The organism is Streptomyces sp. XH2, assembly GCF_049725035.1.
In the GTDB taxonomy this organism is placed as follows: Bacteria; Actinomycetota; Actinomycetes; order Streptomycetales; family Streptomycetaceae; genus Streptomyces; species Streptomyces roseoverticillatus.
In genome coordinates this window covers 290,448-309,778 of record NZ_JBMMMZ010000006.1, presented here as the reverse complement: position 1 = coordinate 309,778, position 19,331 = coordinate 290,448, and the positions used below count along the sequence as shown (strand labels likewise).

The following is a 19,331-nucleotide window of genomic DNA, read 5'->3' as shown; positions in this document are numbered from 1 at the left end:
GCCACCGTTCACCGCGGGATAAACGGAGCCGTCGCGAGGAGCCCGCGGACCTGTTCGGCGTCCTGCTCGGCCCGGAGGCCCTCGAAGAGTTCCAGGGCGGCCCGCAGGCAGGCGTCGGCGCGGGTCTGCTGCCCCAGGTGGACGAGGCTGCGGCCCAGGGTCCTGAGCAGGCCGCCCTCCAGCATCGCGCTGACCTTGCGGGCCAGCGGCAGGAACGTCTCGGCGGTCTGCGCCGCGAGGGCGTACTCCTCCCTCTCGGCGTGGAGTTCGGCGATCAGGTTACCGGAGGCGGCTTCGAAGGAGGACACGTTCAGGGTGCGGAAGAGGACCAGGCCCGCACCGGCCCGGCGCAGGGCCTCGTCGCGGTCGCCGCACAGGCGCAGGACCCGGGCCAGGTAGTACAGCCCGATGGCCGTGGACACCGACTCCCGGCCGCCGAGCAGCTCCGCTCCGCGCTCGGCCGCCGCCCGCGCCTCGGGAAGGCGGCCCTGGCGGGCGTAGTTGAAGGCCAGCTCGCCCAGCGCGGTGCCCTCGGCGGTCGCCGCGCCCAGCGTGCGGAAGAACCGTACCGACGCCTCCCCGTGCACGACCGCGTCGTCGAAGCGGCCGCGGACCCGGGCGTGGGCGCACAGGGTGAGGTGGGCCGAGGCGCACAGGCGCAGGTCGGCCTCACGGTCGCAGAGTCCGAGGCTGCGGTGGAGCTCCGTCTCGGCCTCGGGGAAGGAGTTGGCGTGCCACAGGGCGTTCCCCCGTACGTAGCGGGCCAGGGCCTCGGAAGGGCGGTCGCCGCGCCCGGCGGCGACCTCGGCGACCTGACGGGCCAGTTCCGACACCGCCGTGAGGTGGGCGATGCCGGAGAGCACGGTGTTCAGCCGGTCGGCGAGATCGGCGGCCTGGGCGAGCGGCAGGCCGTCGTCGGCGCAGGCGCGGGCGATCAGGGCGCGTTGCAGGGCGGTTTCCTCGCGCATCCAGTCGGTGGCCTCCTGGGCGGTGGCGAAGGCGAGGCCGGGCCGGGCGGGCGCGACGTCGATGAGCGTCCGTTCGTCGGGCTCCGCCGCGTGCGCGACGGCGTCGGCGTTGCGGGCGGTGGCCAGGCAGAAGTCGAGGAGGCCGGCGACGGCACGGGAGGTCGTCGCGGGAGGGTCCTCGCGGGCGTTGGCGGCCCGGGCGAAGGCGCGGACGAGGTCGTGGAAGTGGTAGCGGTCCAGGCGGTGGGACTCCAGGAGGTTGAGTTCGACGAGGGATTCGAGGAGCTCCTCGGTCTCCTCGGTGCCGAGTCCCAGCAGGGCGGCGGCGCTCGGCAGGGCGAGGTCCGGTACGTCCGGCGCGGACAGCAGCCGGAAGGCGCGGGCCTGTTCGGTGGTGAGCGTGGCGTAGGAGAGTTCGAAGGCGGCGTCCACGGCGGCGTCGCCGGTGCGCAGTTCGTCCAGGCGGCCGCGTTCGTCGGCGAGGCGGCGGACCATGCCGGCGAGGGACCGGCCGGGCTCCGCCGCCAGGCGGGAGGCGATGATCCGCAGGGCCAGCGGCAGGTGGCCGCAGGCGGCCACGAGCGCGGTGGCCGCCTCGGGCTCGGCGTCCACGGCGCGCGGTCCGGCGGTCCGCCGCAGCAGGTCGAGGGCCTCGGCCGGCGTCATGACGTCCAGCCGCAGGTGCCGCGCCCCGGCCAGTCCGGTGAGCCAGGCGCGGCTGGTGACCAGGACGGCGCAGTCGGCGGTGCCCGGGATCAGCGGTCTGAGCTGCTCGCAGGAGGCCGCGTTGTCCAGCAGCAGGAGCATCCGGCGGCCGGCCAGCAGGGAACGGTAGAGGGCGGTGCGCTCCCCGGTGTCCTCCGGGATGTCTTCGTCCGCGGTGCCCAGCCCGCTGAGCAGGGTGGCCAGTACGGCATGCGGATCCAGGGGTGCGGCGTCGGCGCCGCGCAGGTCGACGTAGAGGCGTCCGTCGGGGAAGGCGTCGTCGCCGAGCGCGTGGGCGGTGTGGACGACGAGGGTGGTCTTGCCGACGCCCGCCATGCCGTTGACCGCCGAGACGACGACGGCCGGGGTGTCCGGGCGGGTCAGCATGCCGGTGAGCTCCCGGAGCTGCTCGTCGCGTCCGGTGAAGCCGGCGACCGGGGAGGGGAAGGAGCCGCCCGGGGCCTGCGGCCGGCGGTCCGTCCGGGGAAGGCGCAGGGTGGGGTCCGAGCGCAGGATCCGCTGGTGCAGCGCGGTGAGTTCGGCGCCGGGGACGCGTTCCGCGGGCGGCAGGTGGCCGAGTTCTGTGCCGAGGTAGCGCCGGGTGTCCTCGTACACGCCCAGGGCCTCGGCCTGGCGGCCGGCACGGTACAGCGCCAGCATCTGGACCGCGCGCAGCCGCTGGCTCGCCGGGTGCTCCATGACCAGGGCGCCCGCCTCGGCCACGAGGCGGGGCCGGTCGCCGAGCTCGGCGTCGAGTTCGAGCCGGGCCTCCAGCAGGGAACTGCGCAGCCGGGCGTAGCGGGCGCGCAGCGCTCTGGCGTGGGGGCCGTGGAGTCCGGCCAGCGGTTCGCCCCTCCACAGCTCCAGGGCTCCGGCCAGGACGTCGCGGGCCTGTCCGGCGGTGCCGCCCGAGGCCCGGATCTCCTCGGCCCGCGCCAGGGCGCGCCCGAAGGTCCAGGTGTCGACGGCATGGGCGGGCACCTGGAGCGCGTACCCGTCCCCGACGGTGACGAGCAGCGGCTCGGCGGTGTGCCGGGCGAGGGCCCGGCGCAGCCGCCACACGTGGGTGCGGATGGAGTGCTCCGCCCGGGACGGGCGGTCGCCCTCGTCCCACACCCCCTCCACGAGCAGCGGCAACGCCACGGTCCGGCCGGCGGCGGCCAGCAGGACCGCGAACACCTCGTGCGACCTGGACTGGCCGAGATCCACCGGGACACCGTCGTACCAGGCCCGCACCGGGCCGAGGAGGGCGCATCCCAGTCCCGGGGCGGGGGCGTTCACCGGGCGGAGCGGGCGCCGCAGGAGGGCTGAAGGCCGAAGGACGCCGACCAGAGCGGGATGAAGTACGGGGCCTCGCTGTCCTGCCCCGCCAGGATCGACATGTCGCCGTGGGAACGCACGGTGAGCTTGGTCCACGGCATGTGCGAGCAGTCGGCGCTGCCGGTCCGGCTCTGCCAGAGCTCGGCGCCGTCCGGGGCGGTGACGACGAGGTTTCCGTCGGCGCGCAGCTCGGCTCTGTTGCCCTCGCCGGTGGTGCCGGAGTGCCAGCGCAGCTGCCCGCCCGAGCCGTCGGCGCCGGAAGCGTAGAGGGCGAGGTCTCCGTCCCGCTGCATGACGAGGTGGGCGTCGCCGTTGTCCAGGTGGGCGCCCGGGGTCAGGGCGCCGCCGTTGGTGAGGGTGTCGGAGGTGGTGCTCCCGGCGTGTGCCGTGCCGCTGGTGGCCAGGAGTCCGGTGGCCGAGAGCATCGCGGCGGCCGCGACGGACACGGAGCGGATCATGATCGAGCGGTTCGTTGCCATCGACATTGCGAGACCTTTCCGGTGGGGTGGTGCGTCCTTTGCCGACTGGTCTCGACCATCGTGGGCATCACTGTATAAACGGTCAACAACCCTTAAACGGATGGGGACCGGGTGCGTTCCGCCGGGATGGTGCGCCTCACGGGCGTGCCAGGGCCACGCGGTCCACGGCGGGCCGCGCGGTCCGTGACGGGCCGCGCCCGGCTTCAGCCGACGGGGGCCGCGGGCAGGCGGTACTCGGCAACGGACGCCGGGATCCGAGCGCCGGTGGCCCGCAGGTGGCCGGTCCTGGTCTGGTAGGCGGCTCCGCGCATCAGGTGTTCCGCCACCACCGCCGCCTCTCGTCCGGCGGGTGCGGCCAGGGCCGTGCCGGCGGTCCAGGCGTTGAACGCCCCCATCGCCGGGCCGCACCAGACCTGCCAGTCCCCCGCGCGGTCCGGCGCTCCTGTGACGGCCCACCGGGAGGTCATGCCGAGGTACCAGCGGAACACCATGGCCATGCGGTGCTTCGGGTCGCGTTCGGCGCGGGCCAGCCAGTCCGGGTGATGCTCCTTCAGGTAGGCGGCCGTGTCCTGCCACACCCGGTCCAGGGGCCGGCGCAGCACGCGCTCCTCCAGGCGCCGCCGCTCGGTGTCCGGCAGGTCGTCGAGGCCGCCGTGCTCGTGGTAGAGGCGGTGCAGAAGGCCGGCCCGGGCGGGGAACATCGTGCCGCGCCCCAGCACCTGCACCTGGACGCCCTGCTCGAACATGTCGGCGGCCGGCGCCATGACGCAGTCGGCGATTCCCGCCCCCGCCAGCAGCCGCTTGACCGCCGCGGACGTGTCCGCCTCGACCGCGGCCTGGTTCACCGAGCCGGTGACCACGTAGTCGGCGCCCAGCGCGAACGCCCCCGCCACGGCGTGCGGCGAGCCGATGCCGCCCGCCGCCCCCAGGTGCACCGGCGGCACCGCGTCGCCGTACTCTCCCGCCACCCGCGCCCGCACCCGTGCCAGCGTGGGCAGCAGCACGGCCAGCGGCCTGCGGTCCGTGTGGCCTCCCGAGTCGGCTTCGGCCGTGACGGCGTCGGCCATCGGCACCGCACGGGCCAGCTCCGCCTGCTCGGCGGTCACCCGGCCCTGGTCCCGCAGCACCCGGACCAGCGCCTCCGGCGCAGGCCGCAGGAACATCTCCGCCGTCTCCTCCCGGGACACCTTCCCGATGACCAGGTGCTCCGCGCACACCCTGCCCGTCCGGTCGCGCCGCAGCCCGGTGAGGCGGTAGCGCACCAGCTCCGGCGTGAGCCGGACGAACGCCGACGCCTCCACGCACCGCACCCGGTGCCGCAGGCACAGGTCCACCACGATCCGTTCCAGGTGCGGCGCCACCGGGCTGTGGAGGAGGTTGCACGCGTACGGTCCGCCGCCCACGTCCCGCGCCAGCTCGCCCAGCGCCGCGTCGATCCGCGCCTCCGGGAGGCCCGCCGCGCCGAACGCCGCGAGGACGCCGGCCCGGGACAGGGCGGTCACCAGGCGCGTGCCGGCGATGCCGCCGGCCATGGCCCCCGCCATGTACGGCAGGCGCACGCCGTACCGGCGCAGGAAGCCGGAGGAGCCGAGCCGCTCGGGCGGCATCGCCCCCGCTGTGGCCAGCACCTCCGCTCCCCGCGGCGGTACGTGGCACATGCCCGCTCCGCCCCCGGCGCGCACCAGATGGCAGGGGCGTTCGAGCGACGACAGCACCCGGTACACGCCCTCCGGGTCGCTGTGCACGGCGGTCGTGCGGTCCATCAGGCACTGCCCTTCCGGCCTGCCGGCCGGTTTCCCAGGACGATGTTCCGCACGTGGTAGATCCGCAGGTCGTCGCGCCACACGCTGCCGTCCGCGCGGATCAGCAGCCGGTCCCGCTTCCGGGTCACCTTGCGGATGTGCACCTCGCCGCGGACCTGCCGGTGCTCGCGCAGGATCTGCGCGCCGTAGTTCCAGCTCAGCTCTTCGCCGGCGACCAGCCCGAGCCCCGGGTCCGGCAGGCCGTCGGTGAGCCCCGTGTGGAGGGCGAAGGCCTGCACCTGCTGGAACAGCATCTGCACGCCGGCCGAGCCGGGCATCACCGGGTCCCGGAAGAAGTGGTGGTGGAAGTACCAGTCGTCCGGGCGCACCGGTTTGGTGCACAGCACGTACCCGGCCCCGTGTTCACCGCCGCCGGGCACCAGTGCCAGGTCCTCCAGCAGTGCCAGCCGTCCGGTGCCCAGCCGCGCGTCGCCCCGCGCGTCCAGCCTGCGCAGCCCGGCCGGCGGCGTGCCCTGCCGGTCCAGCCACGGCGGTTCGCGGCGGCCGTTGTCCATGCCCTGCTGGAGGTCCAGCACTTCCTGGGTGAGGTAGCCGTGCAGAGCTTCGCCCTTGTAGAACGGCTCGCCGTCCGTGCTCAGTTCGAAGCGGTAGCGGTGCAGCGTCGCGCCGGGCAGATCGGTGACCGACAGCACGGTGATGCGCTGGGTGACGGTCCTGCCGCGGGGGTCGGCGTCGCGCAGCAGCGTCGCCTTGCCGTTGAGGTTGCGGCACACGTACGGCTCGCCGGGGTGCTGGAGCGCCACTCCGAGGGCGATGGCGCTGAGCAGCCCGGCCGGCTGGAGCGAGATCTCCATCAGGGCCAGCGCCGGCACCGTCGCCATGCCGCTCTCCCGGCAGTACCAGGGGTCGGGCGGCATGTCGTACTCGGTGGTGCCGCGCGCACCGGTCCGGTCCGGCGCCGTCCCCTCCGCCGCCTCCGCTCCGCGGTCGATCATCAGGAAGTCGCCGCGGGGCAGGCGCGGGCGCACCGGGCAGAGGGATTCGTGCGTTCCGCTCGCCGCGGCCAGCTGTGACACGTCGCCTTCGGACGCGTGCGCCATGTGGAGTTCGGTGGAGTACGCCGGGCTGCCGCCGGAGGTCAGCCGGATACCGGCGTGCTCGATGTGGAGGTGCGCGTCGGACTCGGGCCTGCCGTACAGCGCCACGGCCACGTCGTGCAGCCGGGCCACCACCTCTCCGTCCGCGGAAGTGACCTCGGCGTCGGCGGCGGCGAAGGGGCGCGGGATCCAGCCCGCGCGAGTGACCTCCACCCGCAGTGTCAGCGGCCCGTGCGCCGGGCCGAGCAGTTCCACGCGCGCCGCGGCGTCCGGCAGGGGCACCGCGTGAGCTCCGGGCAGGCACAGGTGGACGCCCCGGTGGAAGAGGTGCACCCGCAGCGTTTCCTCGACGGCACCCAGCAGGAAGGGCCAGGTGCTCTCGTCATCGGCCGGCCGGGTGGTGGCGGTCAGCAGTCCTTGCCTCCAGTGCCCGCCGTACGGCGCGATGTCGCACACCTCCTCCAGCAGCCGCTCGGGCCACGGTTCCGGCAGCAGCGCGGGAGCGACGTGCTGCTGGTCGAAGGTGTCGCCGAACACCGTCGCGGCCTCCCCGCGCGCCAGGGCGTCGAGGTCGCCGGCCGGCAGCCGGCTGACGGTGGTGCGGGCCAGTGGTTTGCCTTCCCGCGGATACGGGGGGACGGGGGGCCGGTCCACCGGGCCGTCGCTCGCCGTAGCGGCGGACACGGTCAGGAGCAAGCGCCCGTCCCCGTCGCGCACGTCGCAGTGCGCCGGGCTGCCGGTACCGCCGGAGCGGCACGGCATGTGCAGGGGCACCGGCGTGGACGGCGGCAACCCGTGCCATGTGACCTCCACGTGGCCGGGCAGCAGGGGCCCGGTCCCGCTCAGTCGCGCCGCCGCCGCGCGGACGATGACGGCCGGTCCGCCGAGGCGGGACCAGTCGGAGGCGGACGGGGTGAGGACGGCCGCGTCGGAAGGGGGTGCGGGGTCCCGGCTCCGGGCGGCTCCCGTCACTCCGGCCCTCCACTCCGCCTTCAGGTTGCTCAGAGCGCGGCCGAAATCCGTGCTGCCGGAGATTCGTGACGGTGGTGCAGGGCGCTGCGGGGCGGGCCGCGGTTCCGCCGGCGGAAGAGTGTCCCGGGGCGGTGCCGCGTGCGGTGGCGCCGCGTACGGCGCGGGGGAGGCCAAGCGCCGCACCTGCCAGGCGCTGATCGCACGATGGGCCTCCACGACGGCCGCGTGCGCCCGCTGCACCTGCTGTGTCAGGCGAACGGTCAGGGCGTGCGGGTCCGCGACATCGCCGCGGACCCGCGCGGCCGGTCCGGGCGCTACGGGCGGGAGGGACGCCGGCGCACTCGTCTGCGGGGGTGCGGCGGCGGGGGCGGCGGGCTCGGGCACGTGGCCCACAGGCGTGCCCTCGAAGCCGAGTTCGTCCATGGCGGCCGCCTCACCCGGTCCCCGTGCGACGGGACGTCGCCCCGGCCGAGACGTACGTGGTGAGCAGGCGCACCGCCTGCGCGTCGCTCACGTCGAGCATCCGCAGGCCTGTCCACCTCTGCAGGACCCGGCCACCGGTGTCGCACGCGGTGACGGTGCAGTGGGTGTCCAGGACGGATGTCCGGTCGGCCTCGGCGACGACCAGGAACGGCTCGTCGTCGGGCAGGGGCGCGTAGAAGTCGGCGCGTGCGGCGCTCACCGGGATGCCGCCGCTGCCCTTGAGCCGGTGGGTGATCAGCGCCGCTCCCTGCAGGAGGAGATCGGAGAGGGCGGGGCTGAACAGCCGCCCCGCGTACGCACCGGCGGCGAACGCCGGATCGCGCAGCCTCGCCGACAGCACGAGCCGCCTCTCGTCCTCTTCCAGGACGTCCCGTACCCCGGCCAGGGACGGGCCGTGGAAGATGGTCCGCTCCGCGTAGCAGGCGTGCGGGGTGCCGGTGGGCTCGTACGCGGGCAGGTCGAGGCGCGGCGCTTCCCCGGGCCCGTCGGCGCACACCACGAGCGCCTCGCAGTGCACCTGTTCGACTTCCCCGTCGGCGTCGTGGTGCATCCGTACCCGGAACACGTCGTCCCGCTCGTCCGGCACCACGTGGAACCGCACCGACCGCGGGTGCCGGCCGTCGAGGTACAGGCCGCGGACGATGCGCAGGTCCTCGCACCCTACTGCCGGCCGGCCCCCTCCCCGGGCCCGCTCCACGGTGTGCAGGAGCGCTCCGAGGAGAGCGGTCATCGGCACCAGGGGGTGTCCCGCCACGCTGTGGTCGCGCAGCATCGGCTCGTCCTCCAGTCCGGTGAGCGAGCGCACGGCCGTCAGCCCCTCGGCGGGCAGGTCGTCCGTCCGCCGCAGCCAGGGAGCGACGGGGCCCACCACGGTGACCTCGCCCGGCGGGTGCTCCGGCCCCATCAGACCGCGGAAGGACGCCGTACCGGCCTCGCGCGACAGCACGGGCACGCCGGCCTCCGCGAACAGCCGGTGCACGCCCTCGGCCATGCCGCCCTGCCACGGTCCCCAGACGATGGGAGTCACCCGCAGAGCGGGGTACGCCGCCTGCATCGCACAGACGTGGCGGACCATGGCCTCGTTGGCGAGGGCGTAGTCGGCCTGCCGTACGTTGCCCCACAGCCCCGCCACCGAGGAGAACACCGCCAGGTGCCGCAGCCGCTCGGGGCCGAGGGCCGCGAGCACGTTGTGGAGGCCGGAGAGCTTCGTCCCGATCACCGGTGCCGCCGATTCGGCCGTCATCTCGGCCAGTGGCCGGTCGCCCAGCACGCCGGCCGCGTGCAGCACGCCCGTGATGCGGTCCGCGTGCGGTGCCAGGGCCGCCCGCACCGCGGTCGCGTCGCGCACGTCGGCGCTGACGTAGTGCGCACGGACGCCGCGCGAGCGCAGCGCTTCCAGTGCCCGCCGGACCGCCTCGTCCGCCTCCGGCCGCCGGCCCATGAGCACGTACCCGCACCGGTGGTCCTCCGCCAGGGCCTCCAGGCACCAGGCCGTGATGCCGGTCGCGCCGCCCGTGACGAGCAGGGTGTCGTCCTCGGTGAGCCCGGGCGGGCGCCCGGGGGCGTGCGGCAGGAGGCGCTCCGGGCCGTCCGACAGGACCGGGGCGCACCGGCGTCGCCCGTCCCGGCCGACCTCCAGCACATCGGTCGCCGCATCCGCGATCTCTTCCAGCAGTGCCTCGCCCACCGCCTCCGGCGGCGTGTCCGGGGCGAGGTCGAGCGCGCGGCAGAAGACCGGGGACGCCTCCAGCGCGGCGGACTTGACCAGGCCCGCCAGGCCTCCGGCGAGCGCGGCCACGGGCTCTCCGCCGGAGCCCGCGTACCCCAGGCACCCGTCGAGTTGCGTCACCGTGACGAATGCCGCCCTGCGGCCGGACCGGGCGGCGTCCAGCAGGGCCGGCCTCGCGCGCTTGGCGAACAGCAGGCCGTGCGTCAGCCGGGCGACGGCCTCGTCGGCGGTCGCGATGCGGGTCCGGCTCAGCGGCAGCAGGCACAGGTCGATGCGGGGCACTTCGGCGAGGATCTCGGCGATGCGGCCGCGCAGCTCGCCGTCCGACCAGTTGGCCAGCGGGCGGTCGCCTTGTCCGCCGGCGGGCACGCCGGGCACGGTCAGGCGCCGTACGCTCCAGCCGCGGCCGGCCAGCGCCTGACCGAGGGCGGCGCACAGCTCGCCGCCGTCGTCGAGCACCAGGGCGCACGGCCGCTCGTGGTGGGCACCGGCCAGGACGTCCACGGGCGGCAGGGTGCGCAGCGAGACGTACGCCTGGCCGAGGGGAACGCCGCCGCTGTGCCGCAGGCCCGACCGGGAGGAGGTGAACAGCTCCTTGAGCATCGTGCTCAGGTCGCCGACCGTACGGGCCTCGCTGAAGCGGAAGAGCTCCTCGCGTTGGATCACCGGGTAGCGGCGCCACACCTCGGCACCGATCCCCACCTGTTTGAGGGAGTCGATGCCCAGGTCCTCCTGGATGCGCATGTCCGGTTCCAGCATGTCGACGTCGTAACCGGTCTTGTCGGCGACGATCCCGCGGAGGACCTGCTCCACCTCCACCGGGTCGATCTCCGAGACGTCCTTGACGGGCCCTTCGAACATGCCGTCCTGGGCCATCATCTCGGCCAGGGCCGACCGGTCGTCCCTCTCCTCCTGCGGGCCGGCGGCGGGCGTCTCGTCGACGGCGGGCACCGTTTCCCCGGCGGGTGACGGCACTATGGGGAGCGCTACGGGGACGGGTCCGGCGGGGGGAGCGGCCTGCCCGTCGGCGGCCGGTGCCGGGACCGCGCCGCCCAGCAGCCCGGCGACGACCTCGCCCGCGTGCGTGTGGGCCTCCCCCAGGCCCAGGCTGTGCTCGACGATCCCGTTCACGGCCGCGGCCAGGGCCGCGTCGGGGCCGTGCCCGTTGTCCGTCCGGGCACGCAGCAGCTCCACCAGCTCCCTCTGGGTCGCCAGTTGGCCGTCCAGGTACCGGACGTGGGCGGCCAGGTGATCCGCGGCGGCACGTGACAGCGGGTCCGGCCCGGCAGCGGGCCGCGGCAGCGCGTCCACGGACGCGCCGGGCCGGGCGGCGGGCTGCCGGTCGCCCTGCCGGAGGAGACGCTCCTGGCTCGCCAGCAGCGCGAAGTTGGGCCCCTCCAGCACCCGGGCGACGGGTGAAGGGGCCGGGCGCTCTTCCGGCGCCGGGGCGTCGTACCGGTTGATGCCGGTCACCGGCAGCCCCAGCACGGCCAGGCGCAGGGCCGCCTCCTTGAGCACGGCGGCGCCGTCGGGGCCGCCTTCGCCCCGGTCGCAGGGGACCGTCACCACCGTGCCGGCGCCGAGGGTGCGCTCCACCAGGCGGGTCAGGGTGCTGCCGGGCCCGAACTCGACGAAGACCCCGAAGCCGTCTTCCCGCATCCGCCGCAGCCGCTCCGCGAAGTCCACCGGCCGCAGCAGCTGTTCGACCAGGGTGCGCCGGTCCGCGTCCGGCCCCTGCCCGTAGCGCGCACCCGCCGCACCGGCGTACACGGGCAGCTCGGGCGCGGCGAAGCCCACCTGTGCACAGGCCTCGGCGAACGGGCGGACCGCATGCTCGACGAGAGGCGTGTGGAACGCGGCGGCCACCGGCAGCCGCTTCGCCGGGACTCCCTGTCGCATGCAGCGGGACACGAAGCGCTCGACGGCCCCGGTGGCGCCACCCACGACCTGCTCGTCGGGCGCGTTGCGGTTGCACACCGACAACTGCGGGTGTTCGGCGAGCATTTCGGCGACCGTCCCGTCCGCCGCCCGGACGACGGCCATCGCCCCCGGGTCCGCCCCCGCCTCCGGCCGCTCCTCCATCGCCCGGCCCCGGGCCCGTGCAAGGGCGGGGAACGCGTCGTCACCCAGCACGCCGGCCGCCCACAGCGCCGTCAGCTCGCCGAAGCTGTGCCCCAGCACACCGTCCGGAGCGAATCCCAGCTCCCGCAGGAACCTGTACTGGCCGGCCGCGAGGGCCCCGATCGCCGGCTGGGCGTAGGCAGTGCGGTTCAGCCGCTCGCGGGCCGCGCGGGCGGTGTCCTTGCCGCCGGGCGGCGGGAACACCGTCCGGGCCAGCGTCTCCCCGGGCGGGAAGAGGGCGTTGGCCTCGTCGAAGGCCGCCCGCAGGGGCGGGACGGCCAGCAGCGCCCGCAGCCCCATCTCCGGGTACTGGTTGCCCTGCCCCGTGAACAGCGCCGCCGCCTTCGTGCCGGCCGGCAGGCCCGTACGGCGGTAGTGCACGCCCTCGGGAAGCCGCCACGCCTCCTCTTCCGCACCGCCCGTGCGGAGCCGCTCGACCGCGACGGCCAGCAGGCGCGCCCGGTGCTCCTCGTCCGCCGCGACGAACCCCAGCCGGGCGTGCTCCGGGGGCACGCCGCCGTCCTCGGCCGGCCCGGCGCCGGCTTCGAGGAGCGACAGCAGCTCCCCCGGGCCCGGGGCGTGCCACAGGCAGGCCCGCGGCACCAGGTGCAGCACCCGCTCCTGGCAGGCACCGCCGTGGTGTTCCTCCAGCACGGCGTGGTAGTTCACGCCGCCGAACCCGAAGGCGGACACGCCCGCGCGGCGCACCGGGCGACCCGGGTCGCGCACCCACGGCCGGGCGGTGGTGTTGACGTAGACGGCACCGTCCGGGGTGACCGCCGGCGCGGGTGATTCCACGTTGACGGTGGGCGGCAGCAGCTTGTGGTGCAGGGCCAGCGCCGCCTTGATCAGCCCGGCCGCGCCCGCCGCCGCTTTCGTGTGGCCCACCTGCGACTTGATGCTGCCCAGGGCCACGTGCCGGCTGTCCCCGGGCGTGCTCATGAGTTCATTGAGCGCCATGACCTCCACCTCGTCGCCGGTGGGGGTTCCGGTGCCGTGCGCCTCCACCAGCTCCACCGAGTCCGGCGGGATCCCGGCGTCGGCGTACGCGCGCCGCAGCGCCGTCAACTGACCTTCCTTGCTGGGCGCGTAGATGCTCTTGGCCACGCCGTCGCTCGAACTTCCCAGCCCGCACAGCACCGCGTAGACGCGGTCCCCGTCGCGCTCGGCATCGGCCAGCCTCTTGAGCGCCAGCATCCCGATGCCCTCACCGATCAGCGTGCCGTCGGCGTCGGCGTCGAAGGGGCGCACCCGCCCGCTGAAGGACAGGGCGGGCGTCTTGCTGAAGCACATGAACGAGATGATGGAGTTGTCCGCGTCGCAGCCACCGGTGATCATCAGGTCGGCGCGGCGGCAGACGAGCTCGTCGACGGCGGCCCGGACGGCCGCCAGCGAACTGGCGCAGGCGGCGTCGACGGTGTGGTTGGCCGCCCGCAGGTCCAGGCGGTTGGCGACGCGCCCCGAGACGACGTTGCCCAGGATCCCGGGGAAGGAGTCCTCCGTCCACGGCGGCAGCTGCTGCAGGTACTCGCGCGTGGCCAGCCGCGCCTCCTCCTCGGCGGCGCCGCGGTCGCGCATCGCCTTGACCATGAGCGGCGCGAGTAGCCGGGCTGCGAGCGGGATGAGGGTGGTGTTGGTGCCGCACACGCCCAGCACCACGCCCGTACGCCCCGGCTCGTACCAGCCGTCGCGGCCGCGCGCACCGTCGCGCAGCACCTCGCGCGCCACCACCAGGCTCAGCAACTGAACCAGTCCGGTGGAGTCGAGGGACTTGGGCGGCATACCGAATTCCAGCGGGTCGAACCTCACCGGGGAGAGGAAGCCACCGCGCCGGCCGTAGGTCTTGTCGGGGGCGAAGGGGTCGGGGTCGTAGTAGTCCTCCAGCTCCCACCAGGCGGGGGGAACCTCCTCGGTACAGTCGCGACCGGCCACGATGTTGTCCCAGAACTCGCGGAGGTCACGGGCTTTGGGGAACATTCCGGCCAGCCCCACGACGGCCACCGGGTCCCGGGAAAGGCGCCGGTCGGGCTCCTGCGGCATCACGCGACCCCCCTCTGCCCTCGGGCAGTTGGCCGGTACTACTGTCGCAAGACTGCCCGGCCGTCGACGCGAAGACGCCATCGCCACCCGTACGGGTGAAATCCGGACTCACGCACGGTTCCGTGACGACCGTCCGACGCGTTCCCCGCCCCGAACCGGCCAACCGCACCCGGGGGCTGTTGCCGGTCGTGGATGCCGGCCGCGCGGGCGGAGTGGTCTCGATACCGCGCGGACTCGCGCTGCGGGACACACCGCCAGGGCGCCACGACTACGGAAAGCACGCTCGGGCTCCAGGGCGCGCGGCACTCGAAAGCGGCGCCCCGGAAGAGGAAACGCCAGGGCGACCGGGCCACAACGGCTACCGGTCGCCCCACCTGCTTGGCTCCTACTGCTCCTCGTCCGCCGGGATCGGGCCCTGGAACTCCAGGGTCCATGTCTCCTGGAACTCGGGCTTGGGCGGTACGAGCTCGATCTGCGCACCACGGTGTCCCGCACGCAGGGCGAGACCCTTGTCGGACAGGATCTTGACTCCGCCGATGACCCGCTCGAACGTGAACTTCGCCCATTCGGCGCGCGGAACGCTGTTCACGAAGAGCTTGTCCTCGGGGACCACGAGACCCGCGGCCGGGTGGTAGGCCAGGTGGATCACGTAGGGCGACCCCACGACCTCGTGATCGGCGACGTCGATGATCCACTCCTGCTCGATGGGCAGGGGGTTGAAGCGGTCGGTGATGACAGGGGCACCGTGCTTGACGGCGTACTCGGTGGCCGTCAGGAGGGAGGTCGGTCCGATGATGTGAGCGTGGATCTTGTACTTGCCGGGCTTGACCGGAATCGGGGCCATGCGTGGCACGTCCTCTCTCACGTTCCCGCTACCGGCGGCGGACCCGCCGGCACACGCCCTCCACCTTCGCGGCCGGTTCCCCACCTGCAAAGGGCGGTATATCGCCAAGCCCATGACGGCGAGGAACGATCGATCACAGTTGCGAAGGCGCCACCTCGGAGCGGGACTCGGGGTCGTGCGCGCGTTCAGAGCCGCAGGATGGTCACCGTGGTCGGACCGGACGCCGAGGTGAGGCCTTGGGAGGTGGTGCATGCGGTCTGCCGGGAGGCGAGCAGGGTCACCTCGGTGACCACGGTCGCGCCCTTGAACGCCCCCTCGGTGATCTTGCCCGTGCTGACGGTGACGACGTTGCCGTTGGGGCGCACCGCCGCGACGCTGCTGATGGTGGCGGTGGATGTGCGACCGGTCCCCCGGTCCTTGCCTCCCTTCCCGTGGAGGGCGGAGTTCTCGCTGCCCGCGCCCTCCTGTCCTTCGCCCTGCCCTTCTCCCCAGTGGAACGTGAGCGTCCCGGCGGCCGGGCCGAGCAGGCACGAGAGCGTGCCCGAGGAACTGCCTCCGAAGGTGGCCGAGGTGAAGGCGGGGTCCGTGGAGAGGGGGCACCCCGCGAGGGCCTGCGAGGTGATGGAGACGGCTCTGGGGAGAAGGGTCAGCCCCGGCGAGTAGGCGGCGGCGACCGTGCCGGCGCACTCCAGGAGCACCACGCCCTTGTCGTGGGCGGTGCCGCCGCCGGGAGCGTCGGCCTGTGCCGAAGGCACTGCCGGCACGAGGGCGGCGACGCCGAACGCCGCCGCCACGGCCGCTGTACGGGTCCTGCGCAGTCGACTGGGGTTCACAAGGGTCCTCCCTGCTTGTGCGCTACTGCTGATTGCCGCTGCTGTTCGCCTCTGCTTCTTTGCCGCTGCTGTTCGCCGCTTTTCAGGTCCGGTGCACGTCGACCGAGACGGTGCTCTGCTGGTGGTTCGCCACCGTGTACACGCGGCCGTCGTTGCCGAGGCCGCAGGGGGCGAGGTCCGCGGACGTGCGGGTGAGGTGGGCGCCTTCGACGCGGACGCACGCGATCTCGGGGCACGCGTCCAGCACCGCGGCGCCCAGGTGGTAAAAGGTGTGCTGGCTGGAACGGCTGGTGTGTCCGGTGAACGCTTCGGTGACGGCCCTGCCGGCCCGGAGACGGCAGCCGTGGAAGTCCGCGTCCGCTGAGACGTGTTGCCAGGTCACGTCCAGGCGGGCCGCGAAGACACGGTCGGCGGCGGCCCGGGTGGTGGTGTAGGCGTCGCGGGCGAAGCCGGTGAAGGTCGCGCCGCCCGTCACGAAGAGCTCGACGCCCTTCAGGCCGCCGCGCACGGTCGGTTCGCCGGCGTACGGGAAGGCGACGTGGGCGTGGTGGCGGGGTTGAGTCCCGGGGCCGAAGTGGTGTGGGCCCGCCGCCTGTCCACCGGTCTCCAGGGGGGCGAGCTCCGCGCAGGAGAGGGACACGTCGGCGGCCCTGGGCGGGTGGCCGGCGGTGAGGAAGTGCTCGGCCAGGGCCAGGGCGAAGGCCTCCGGCTCCGCGCCGGTGTGCCGTGCGCCGAAGGCCAGTACGGCATTGGCGATCGAACTGACCGGGAGCAACCGCGTGTTGTCGCCGTCGCGGTAGACCTCGGGGTGGTCCATGCCCAGCCGGACGTCGGCACGGAACGCGCGGACCCTGTGCCGGGAAGGGGATCGATCCACGAGCAGGAATTCGATTCCCGATTCTCCGTAGACGTGATCGCCGATGGCGTGGCCCATCGTTCTCCGTTCCGCCGTGCGGTGCGGTGCTCGGATGCCCGGACACCTTCCCAGCGGTCGGAGAATCTGGTCAATGAAACCCATGTAATTACGACAATCATATTGACGTTCCTGGGGTTGGTACGCCAAGAGGCCGTATGGACACGGTGGTTTCCCGGTGCCAGCCTTGGGGCGTCGTCGACGGGTCCCCGCGAAGGGAATGCCGTATGACCAGCCCCTCTCTTCTTCCCCGAACGGTCCAGGTGGCCGTGGTGGGCGGCGGTCCCGTGGGCCTGCGACTGGCGGCGGAGCTGTCCCTGCAGGGGACCGACTGCCTGGTCCTGGAACGGGATTCCCGCACACCCCGCGTCACACGGGCGCTGGTGCTGCATTCCCGCACACTCGAATTCCTCGACATGCGGGGAATCGCCGCGCCCTTCCTCGATCTCGGCCATCGGTACCGTCACTATCCCCTGGGATCCGCACGTGCGACGATCCCCTTCGCCGCGGTCGGCGGTCCCTTTCCCTGCGCGCTCGCCCTGGCGCAGCACCGGACGACACATCTCCTGGAACAGTCCGCCCTCAAGAACGGCGCGCTCGTCGTCCGCGGAGCGGAAGTCACCGGCTTACGCGAGGACGACACGGGAATCGAGCTGACCGTTCGGCAAGCGGGCCGGACGCGCCGGATACGAGCCGCCTATGTCGCCGGATGCGACGGCGCGCACAGCACCGTCCGCAGGCTCGCGGGGATACCGGCCCACCGCGTCGTCCACCCCTACGACGTCGTGTCGGTGGACGCACGGCTCGGCTTTCCCGGTCCGCCGCCGCAACAGCAGCCCTGGGGGCGCTGGGGACGCGACGGCATGGCGCTGTTCCTGCCGTTCGGGGACGGGCGCTGGCGCGTGATCCTCTACCCCTACCGCCCGCTTCCGGCGCGGCGGCACACCCTCGGCGGACCTGCCGGCACCGCCCCGGCCCAGGCACTGCTGCGCCGCATCACGGGGCAGGACCTCGCCCTGCGCGAAGTCGAGTGGTTCAGCCGCTACCGGTGCGAGCACCGCCACGCCGCCCGGTACCGCCACCGTCGCGTGCTGCTCGCCGGCGACGCCGCCCACGTCCACCCGCCCACCGGGGGCCAGGGCCTGAACACGGGAATCGCCGACGCCATGAGCCTCGGGTGGCGGCTGGCCGCGGCGGCCTGCGACCCCCGGTACGACAGGCTCCTCGACGCCTACGCCCGGGAACGCCGGCAGTCCGCCACCCGCGTCATGCGACTCACCGGCGCCCTGCTCCACGTCAACGCGACCCCCGCTCCCTGGGGCCACGCCCTGCGCGCCGCCGCCCTGGCAGGCGCGCGGCTGCCGCCCGTGCGGCGTCGGCTCGCCGTCGTGCTGGCCGGGCTGCAGGGCAGGAGCGAGAGCTCCGGCACACGCGTACGCAGCGGTGCGCCGGCTCCCGACGTACCGCTCGCCGGCACCGCCACGAGCCCCCACCGGCGACTCTTCGAGGCCCTCCGCACCGGCGCCCACGTCCATCTCGTACCGCCCTGCGGCACCCGGGATCCCCGTGCGGCGGCCATGACGCTGCCCCTGCTCACGGTGCGCACCGAGGCGTACCGGAAGCCGCACATCGTCCGGCCCGACGGATACTTCCTGTGAGGCGCGGGCCCGGTTCACCGTTCGTCTGCCACCTCGCCCTGCTGTGCGGGGCCCTGGCCATCGCGGCCCCCACAGCAGCAGTACCGGCCCTCGCGGACGACCTCGGAACGAGCCCGGCCCTCACTCAGTGGTGCGCCGCCGCCTACCAGCTCACCAGCGGTCCGCTGCAGCTCGGCGCGGGACACCTCGCCGACCGGTACGGGGCGCGCCACGTCCTGCCGGCCGCGCTGGCCGTGTTCACCACCACGAGCCTGCTGGCGGCCACCGCGAGCCACGGCCCCGGCCTGCTCGCCGCCCGTCTGGCCCAGGGCTCCGCCGGCTCCGTCCTCTCACCCCTCAGCCTCTCGCTCCTGATCGGGCTGAGCACGGACGAGCACGAGGAACGACGTGCCGTCGGCGGCTGGGTGGCCACCGCGGCCACCGCCTCCTGCCTGGGGCCGCTGCTCGGCGGCCTGCTCACCAGCGCGCTGGGGTGGCGCGCGGTGTTCGGCGCCCTCGCCCTCCTGGCCGTCGCCACGACGGCCTGCGCCCTGGTCCTGCTCCCCGCCCGGACGCCGCACAGCCCCCGCGTCGAAGGGCGGCTCGACGGCAGGGGCATCGCCCTGTGCACCGCAACAGCCTCGATGGCGCTGATCGCCCTGACCGCTCCGGCGGCCGGTGCCCCACCGATCGCGGCACTCGCGGCAGTCGCGGCGGCAGGAGCCCTGCTCGCCGCCCTCCTGCACCGGGCCCGGCACCACCGGGACTTCGTGCTCGACAGCGGACTCCTGCGGCGACCGGCGACGCGCCGCGCGCTGTTCGTGCTGCTGGTGCTCTTCTGCGCGAACTCGCTCTTCACGTACCTGACGTACTTCGAACTCACCCGGGCGCACGCCCTCGACGCCCTCCAGGCCGCGCTGGTCACGCTGCCCGCCGTGGCCCCCGCGGCATTCACGGGCCGCTGGGCCGCCCGGCGCACCGCAGCCCCCGGCGCCGGCCCCCGCCTCATGCGCGCCGGGCTGCTGTGCATCGCCGCCGGCCTCCTCGCGAGCGGCCTCGGCGGCGGGCCCGCACCCCTGTGGCTGCCGGCCTGCTCCTGCGCTGTCATCGGCTGCGGCCTGGGCCTGGCCAACGGCGCCGCGATGACGACGGTGGCCATGGGTGCGTCCGGCACCACAGGGGCAACGAGCGCCACCGCAACGGCCACCACGTTCGCCATGCTCGGCGGTGCGTGCGGCCCCGTCCTCGCCGGAGCGGCCACCAGCGCGGCCGCTCACCTGCCTGCGACCGCCCCGGGCACGCCACCCCACCTGGCACTCTGCACAGCAGCCCCGGCCCTCGCCCTGACCGCCGTCGCCCTCACCCGCTCGCACGGCACGAAAGACCCCGCAGGGTGGGGTCCGGTACCGCGCCGGTGGTGATCTCAG

The 19,331-nt window shown here is 74.4% G+C and carries 10 protein-coding genes; 2 read left to right on the top strand and 8 right to left on the bottom strand.

The window, feature by feature from the left end; genetic code table 11:
• Positions 1–8 precede the first annotated feature (8 nt).
• The 8 genes from ACOTKD_RS14605 to ACOTKD_RS14570 all read right to left on the bottom strand — a co-directional run bounded on the left by ACOTKD_RS14605 (position 9) and on the right by ACOTKD_RS14570 (position 16,288).
• Complete coding sequence (locus tag ACOTKD_RS14605; protein ID WP_424889359.1) at positions 9–2,954, bottom strand: BTAD domain-containing putative transcriptional regulator; 2,946 nt, start codon at positions 2,952–2,954, stop codon at positions 9–11.
• A complete protein-coding gene (locus ACOTKD_RS14600) occupies positions 2,951–3,478 on the bottom strand; it encodes a hypothetical protein (protein WP_424889358.1) in 528 nt (175 codons plus the stop codon). The genes ACOTKD_RS14605 and ACOTKD_RS14600 overlap by 4 nt, the downstream gene beginning before the upstream one ends.
• A 197-nt stretch (positions 3,479–3,675) precedes the next feature.
• Complete coding sequence (locus tag ACOTKD_RS14595) at positions 3,676–5,235, bottom strand: PfaD family polyunsaturated fatty acid/polyketide biosynthesis protein (protein ID WP_424889357.1); 1,560 nt, start codon at positions 5,233–5,235, stop codon at positions 3,676–3,678.
• Positions 5,235–7,727 carry a 3-hydroxyacyl-ACP dehydratase gene (locus ACOTKD_RS14590; protein ID WP_424889356.1) on the bottom strand — a complete coding sequence of 831 codons (2,493 nt, stop codon included), beginning with the start codon at positions 7,725–7,727 and terminating at the stop codon, positions 5,235–5,237. The genes ACOTKD_RS14595 and ACOTKD_RS14590 overlap by 1 nt, the downstream gene beginning before the upstream one ends.
• Before the next feature lie 10 nt (positions 7,728–7,737).
• A complete protein-coding gene (locus tag ACOTKD_RS14585; protein ID WP_424889355.1) occupies positions 7,738–13,677 on the bottom strand; it encodes an SDR family NAD(P)-dependent oxidoreductase in 5,940 nt (1,979 codons plus the stop codon).
• 385 nt (positions 13,678–14,062) lie between these two features.
• Positions 14,063–14,521: a hypothetical protein gene (locus ACOTKD_RS14580; RefSeq protein WP_424889354.1), complete on the bottom strand. Its 459-nt coding sequence runs from the start codon at positions 14,519–14,521 to the stop codon at positions 14,063–14,065.
• Positions 14,522–14,706: 185 nt separating this feature from the next.
• A complete protein-coding gene (locus ACOTKD_RS14575; protein WP_424889353.1) occupies positions 14,707–15,354 on the bottom strand; it encodes a hypothetical protein in 648 nt (215 codons plus the stop codon).
• Positions 15,355–15,436: 82 nt separating this feature from the next.
• The gene (locus ACOTKD_RS14570; RefSeq protein WP_424889352.1) at positions 15,437–16,288 is read right to left on the bottom strand and encodes a hypothetical protein; all 852 of its coding nucleotides are present in this window, start codon (positions 16,286–16,288) and stop codon (positions 15,437–15,439) included.
• Between the two features lie 206 nt (positions 16,289–16,494).
• Here ACOTKD_RS14570 and ACOTKD_RS14565 point away from each other — a divergent pair, with 206 nt between their 5' ends.
• Both ACOTKD_RS14565 and ACOTKD_RS14560 read left to right on the top strand, forming a co-directional pair.
• Complete coding sequence (locus ACOTKD_RS14565) at positions 16,495–17,925, top strand: FAD-dependent monooxygenase (protein ID WP_424889351.1); 1,431 nt, start codon at positions 16,495–16,497, stop codon at positions 17,923–17,925.
• The gene (locus ACOTKD_RS14560) at positions 17,922–19,325 is read left to right on the top strand and encodes an MFS transporter (RefSeq protein WP_424889350.1); all 1,404 of its coding nucleotides are present in this window, start codon (positions 17,922–17,924) and stop codon (positions 19,323–19,325) included. The genes ACOTKD_RS14565 and ACOTKD_RS14560 overlap by 4 nt, the downstream gene beginning before the upstream one ends.
• Positions 19,326–19,331 lie beyond the last annotated feature (6 nt).

What these genes read in the sequence shown, in the direction of transcription:
- ACOTKD_RS14570 (WP_424889352.1), bottom strand. Translation starts at nt 16,288, where the DNA reads ATGGGCCACGCCATCGGCGATCACGTCTACGGAGAATCGGGAATCGAA.
- ACOTKD_RS14600 (WP_424889358.1), bottom strand. Translation starts at nt 3,478, where the DNA reads ATGTCGATGGCAACGAACCGCTCGATCATGATCCGCTCCGTGTCCGTC.
- ACOTKD_RS14590 (WP_424889356.1), bottom strand. Translation starts at nt 7,727, where the DNA reads ATGGACGAACTCGGCTTCGAGGGCACGCCTGTGGGCCACGTGCCCGAG.
- ACOTKD_RS14595 (WP_424889357.1), bottom strand. Translation starts at nt 5,235, where the DNA reads ATGGACCGCACGACCGCCGTGCACAGCGACCCGGAGGGCGTGTACCGG.
- ACOTKD_RS14585 (WP_424889355.1), bottom strand. Translation starts at nt 13,677, where the DNA reads ATGCCGCAGGAGCCCGACCGGCGCCTTTCCCGGGACCCGGTGGCCGTC.
- ACOTKD_RS14565 (WP_424889351.1), top strand. Translation starts at nt 16,495, where the DNA reads ATGACCAGCCCCTCTCTTCTTCCCCGAACGGTCCAGGTGGCCGTGGTG.
- ACOTKD_RS14580 (WP_424889354.1), bottom strand. Translation starts at nt 14,521, where the DNA reads ATGGCCCCGATTCCGGTCAAGCCCGGCAAGTACAAGATCCACGCTCAC.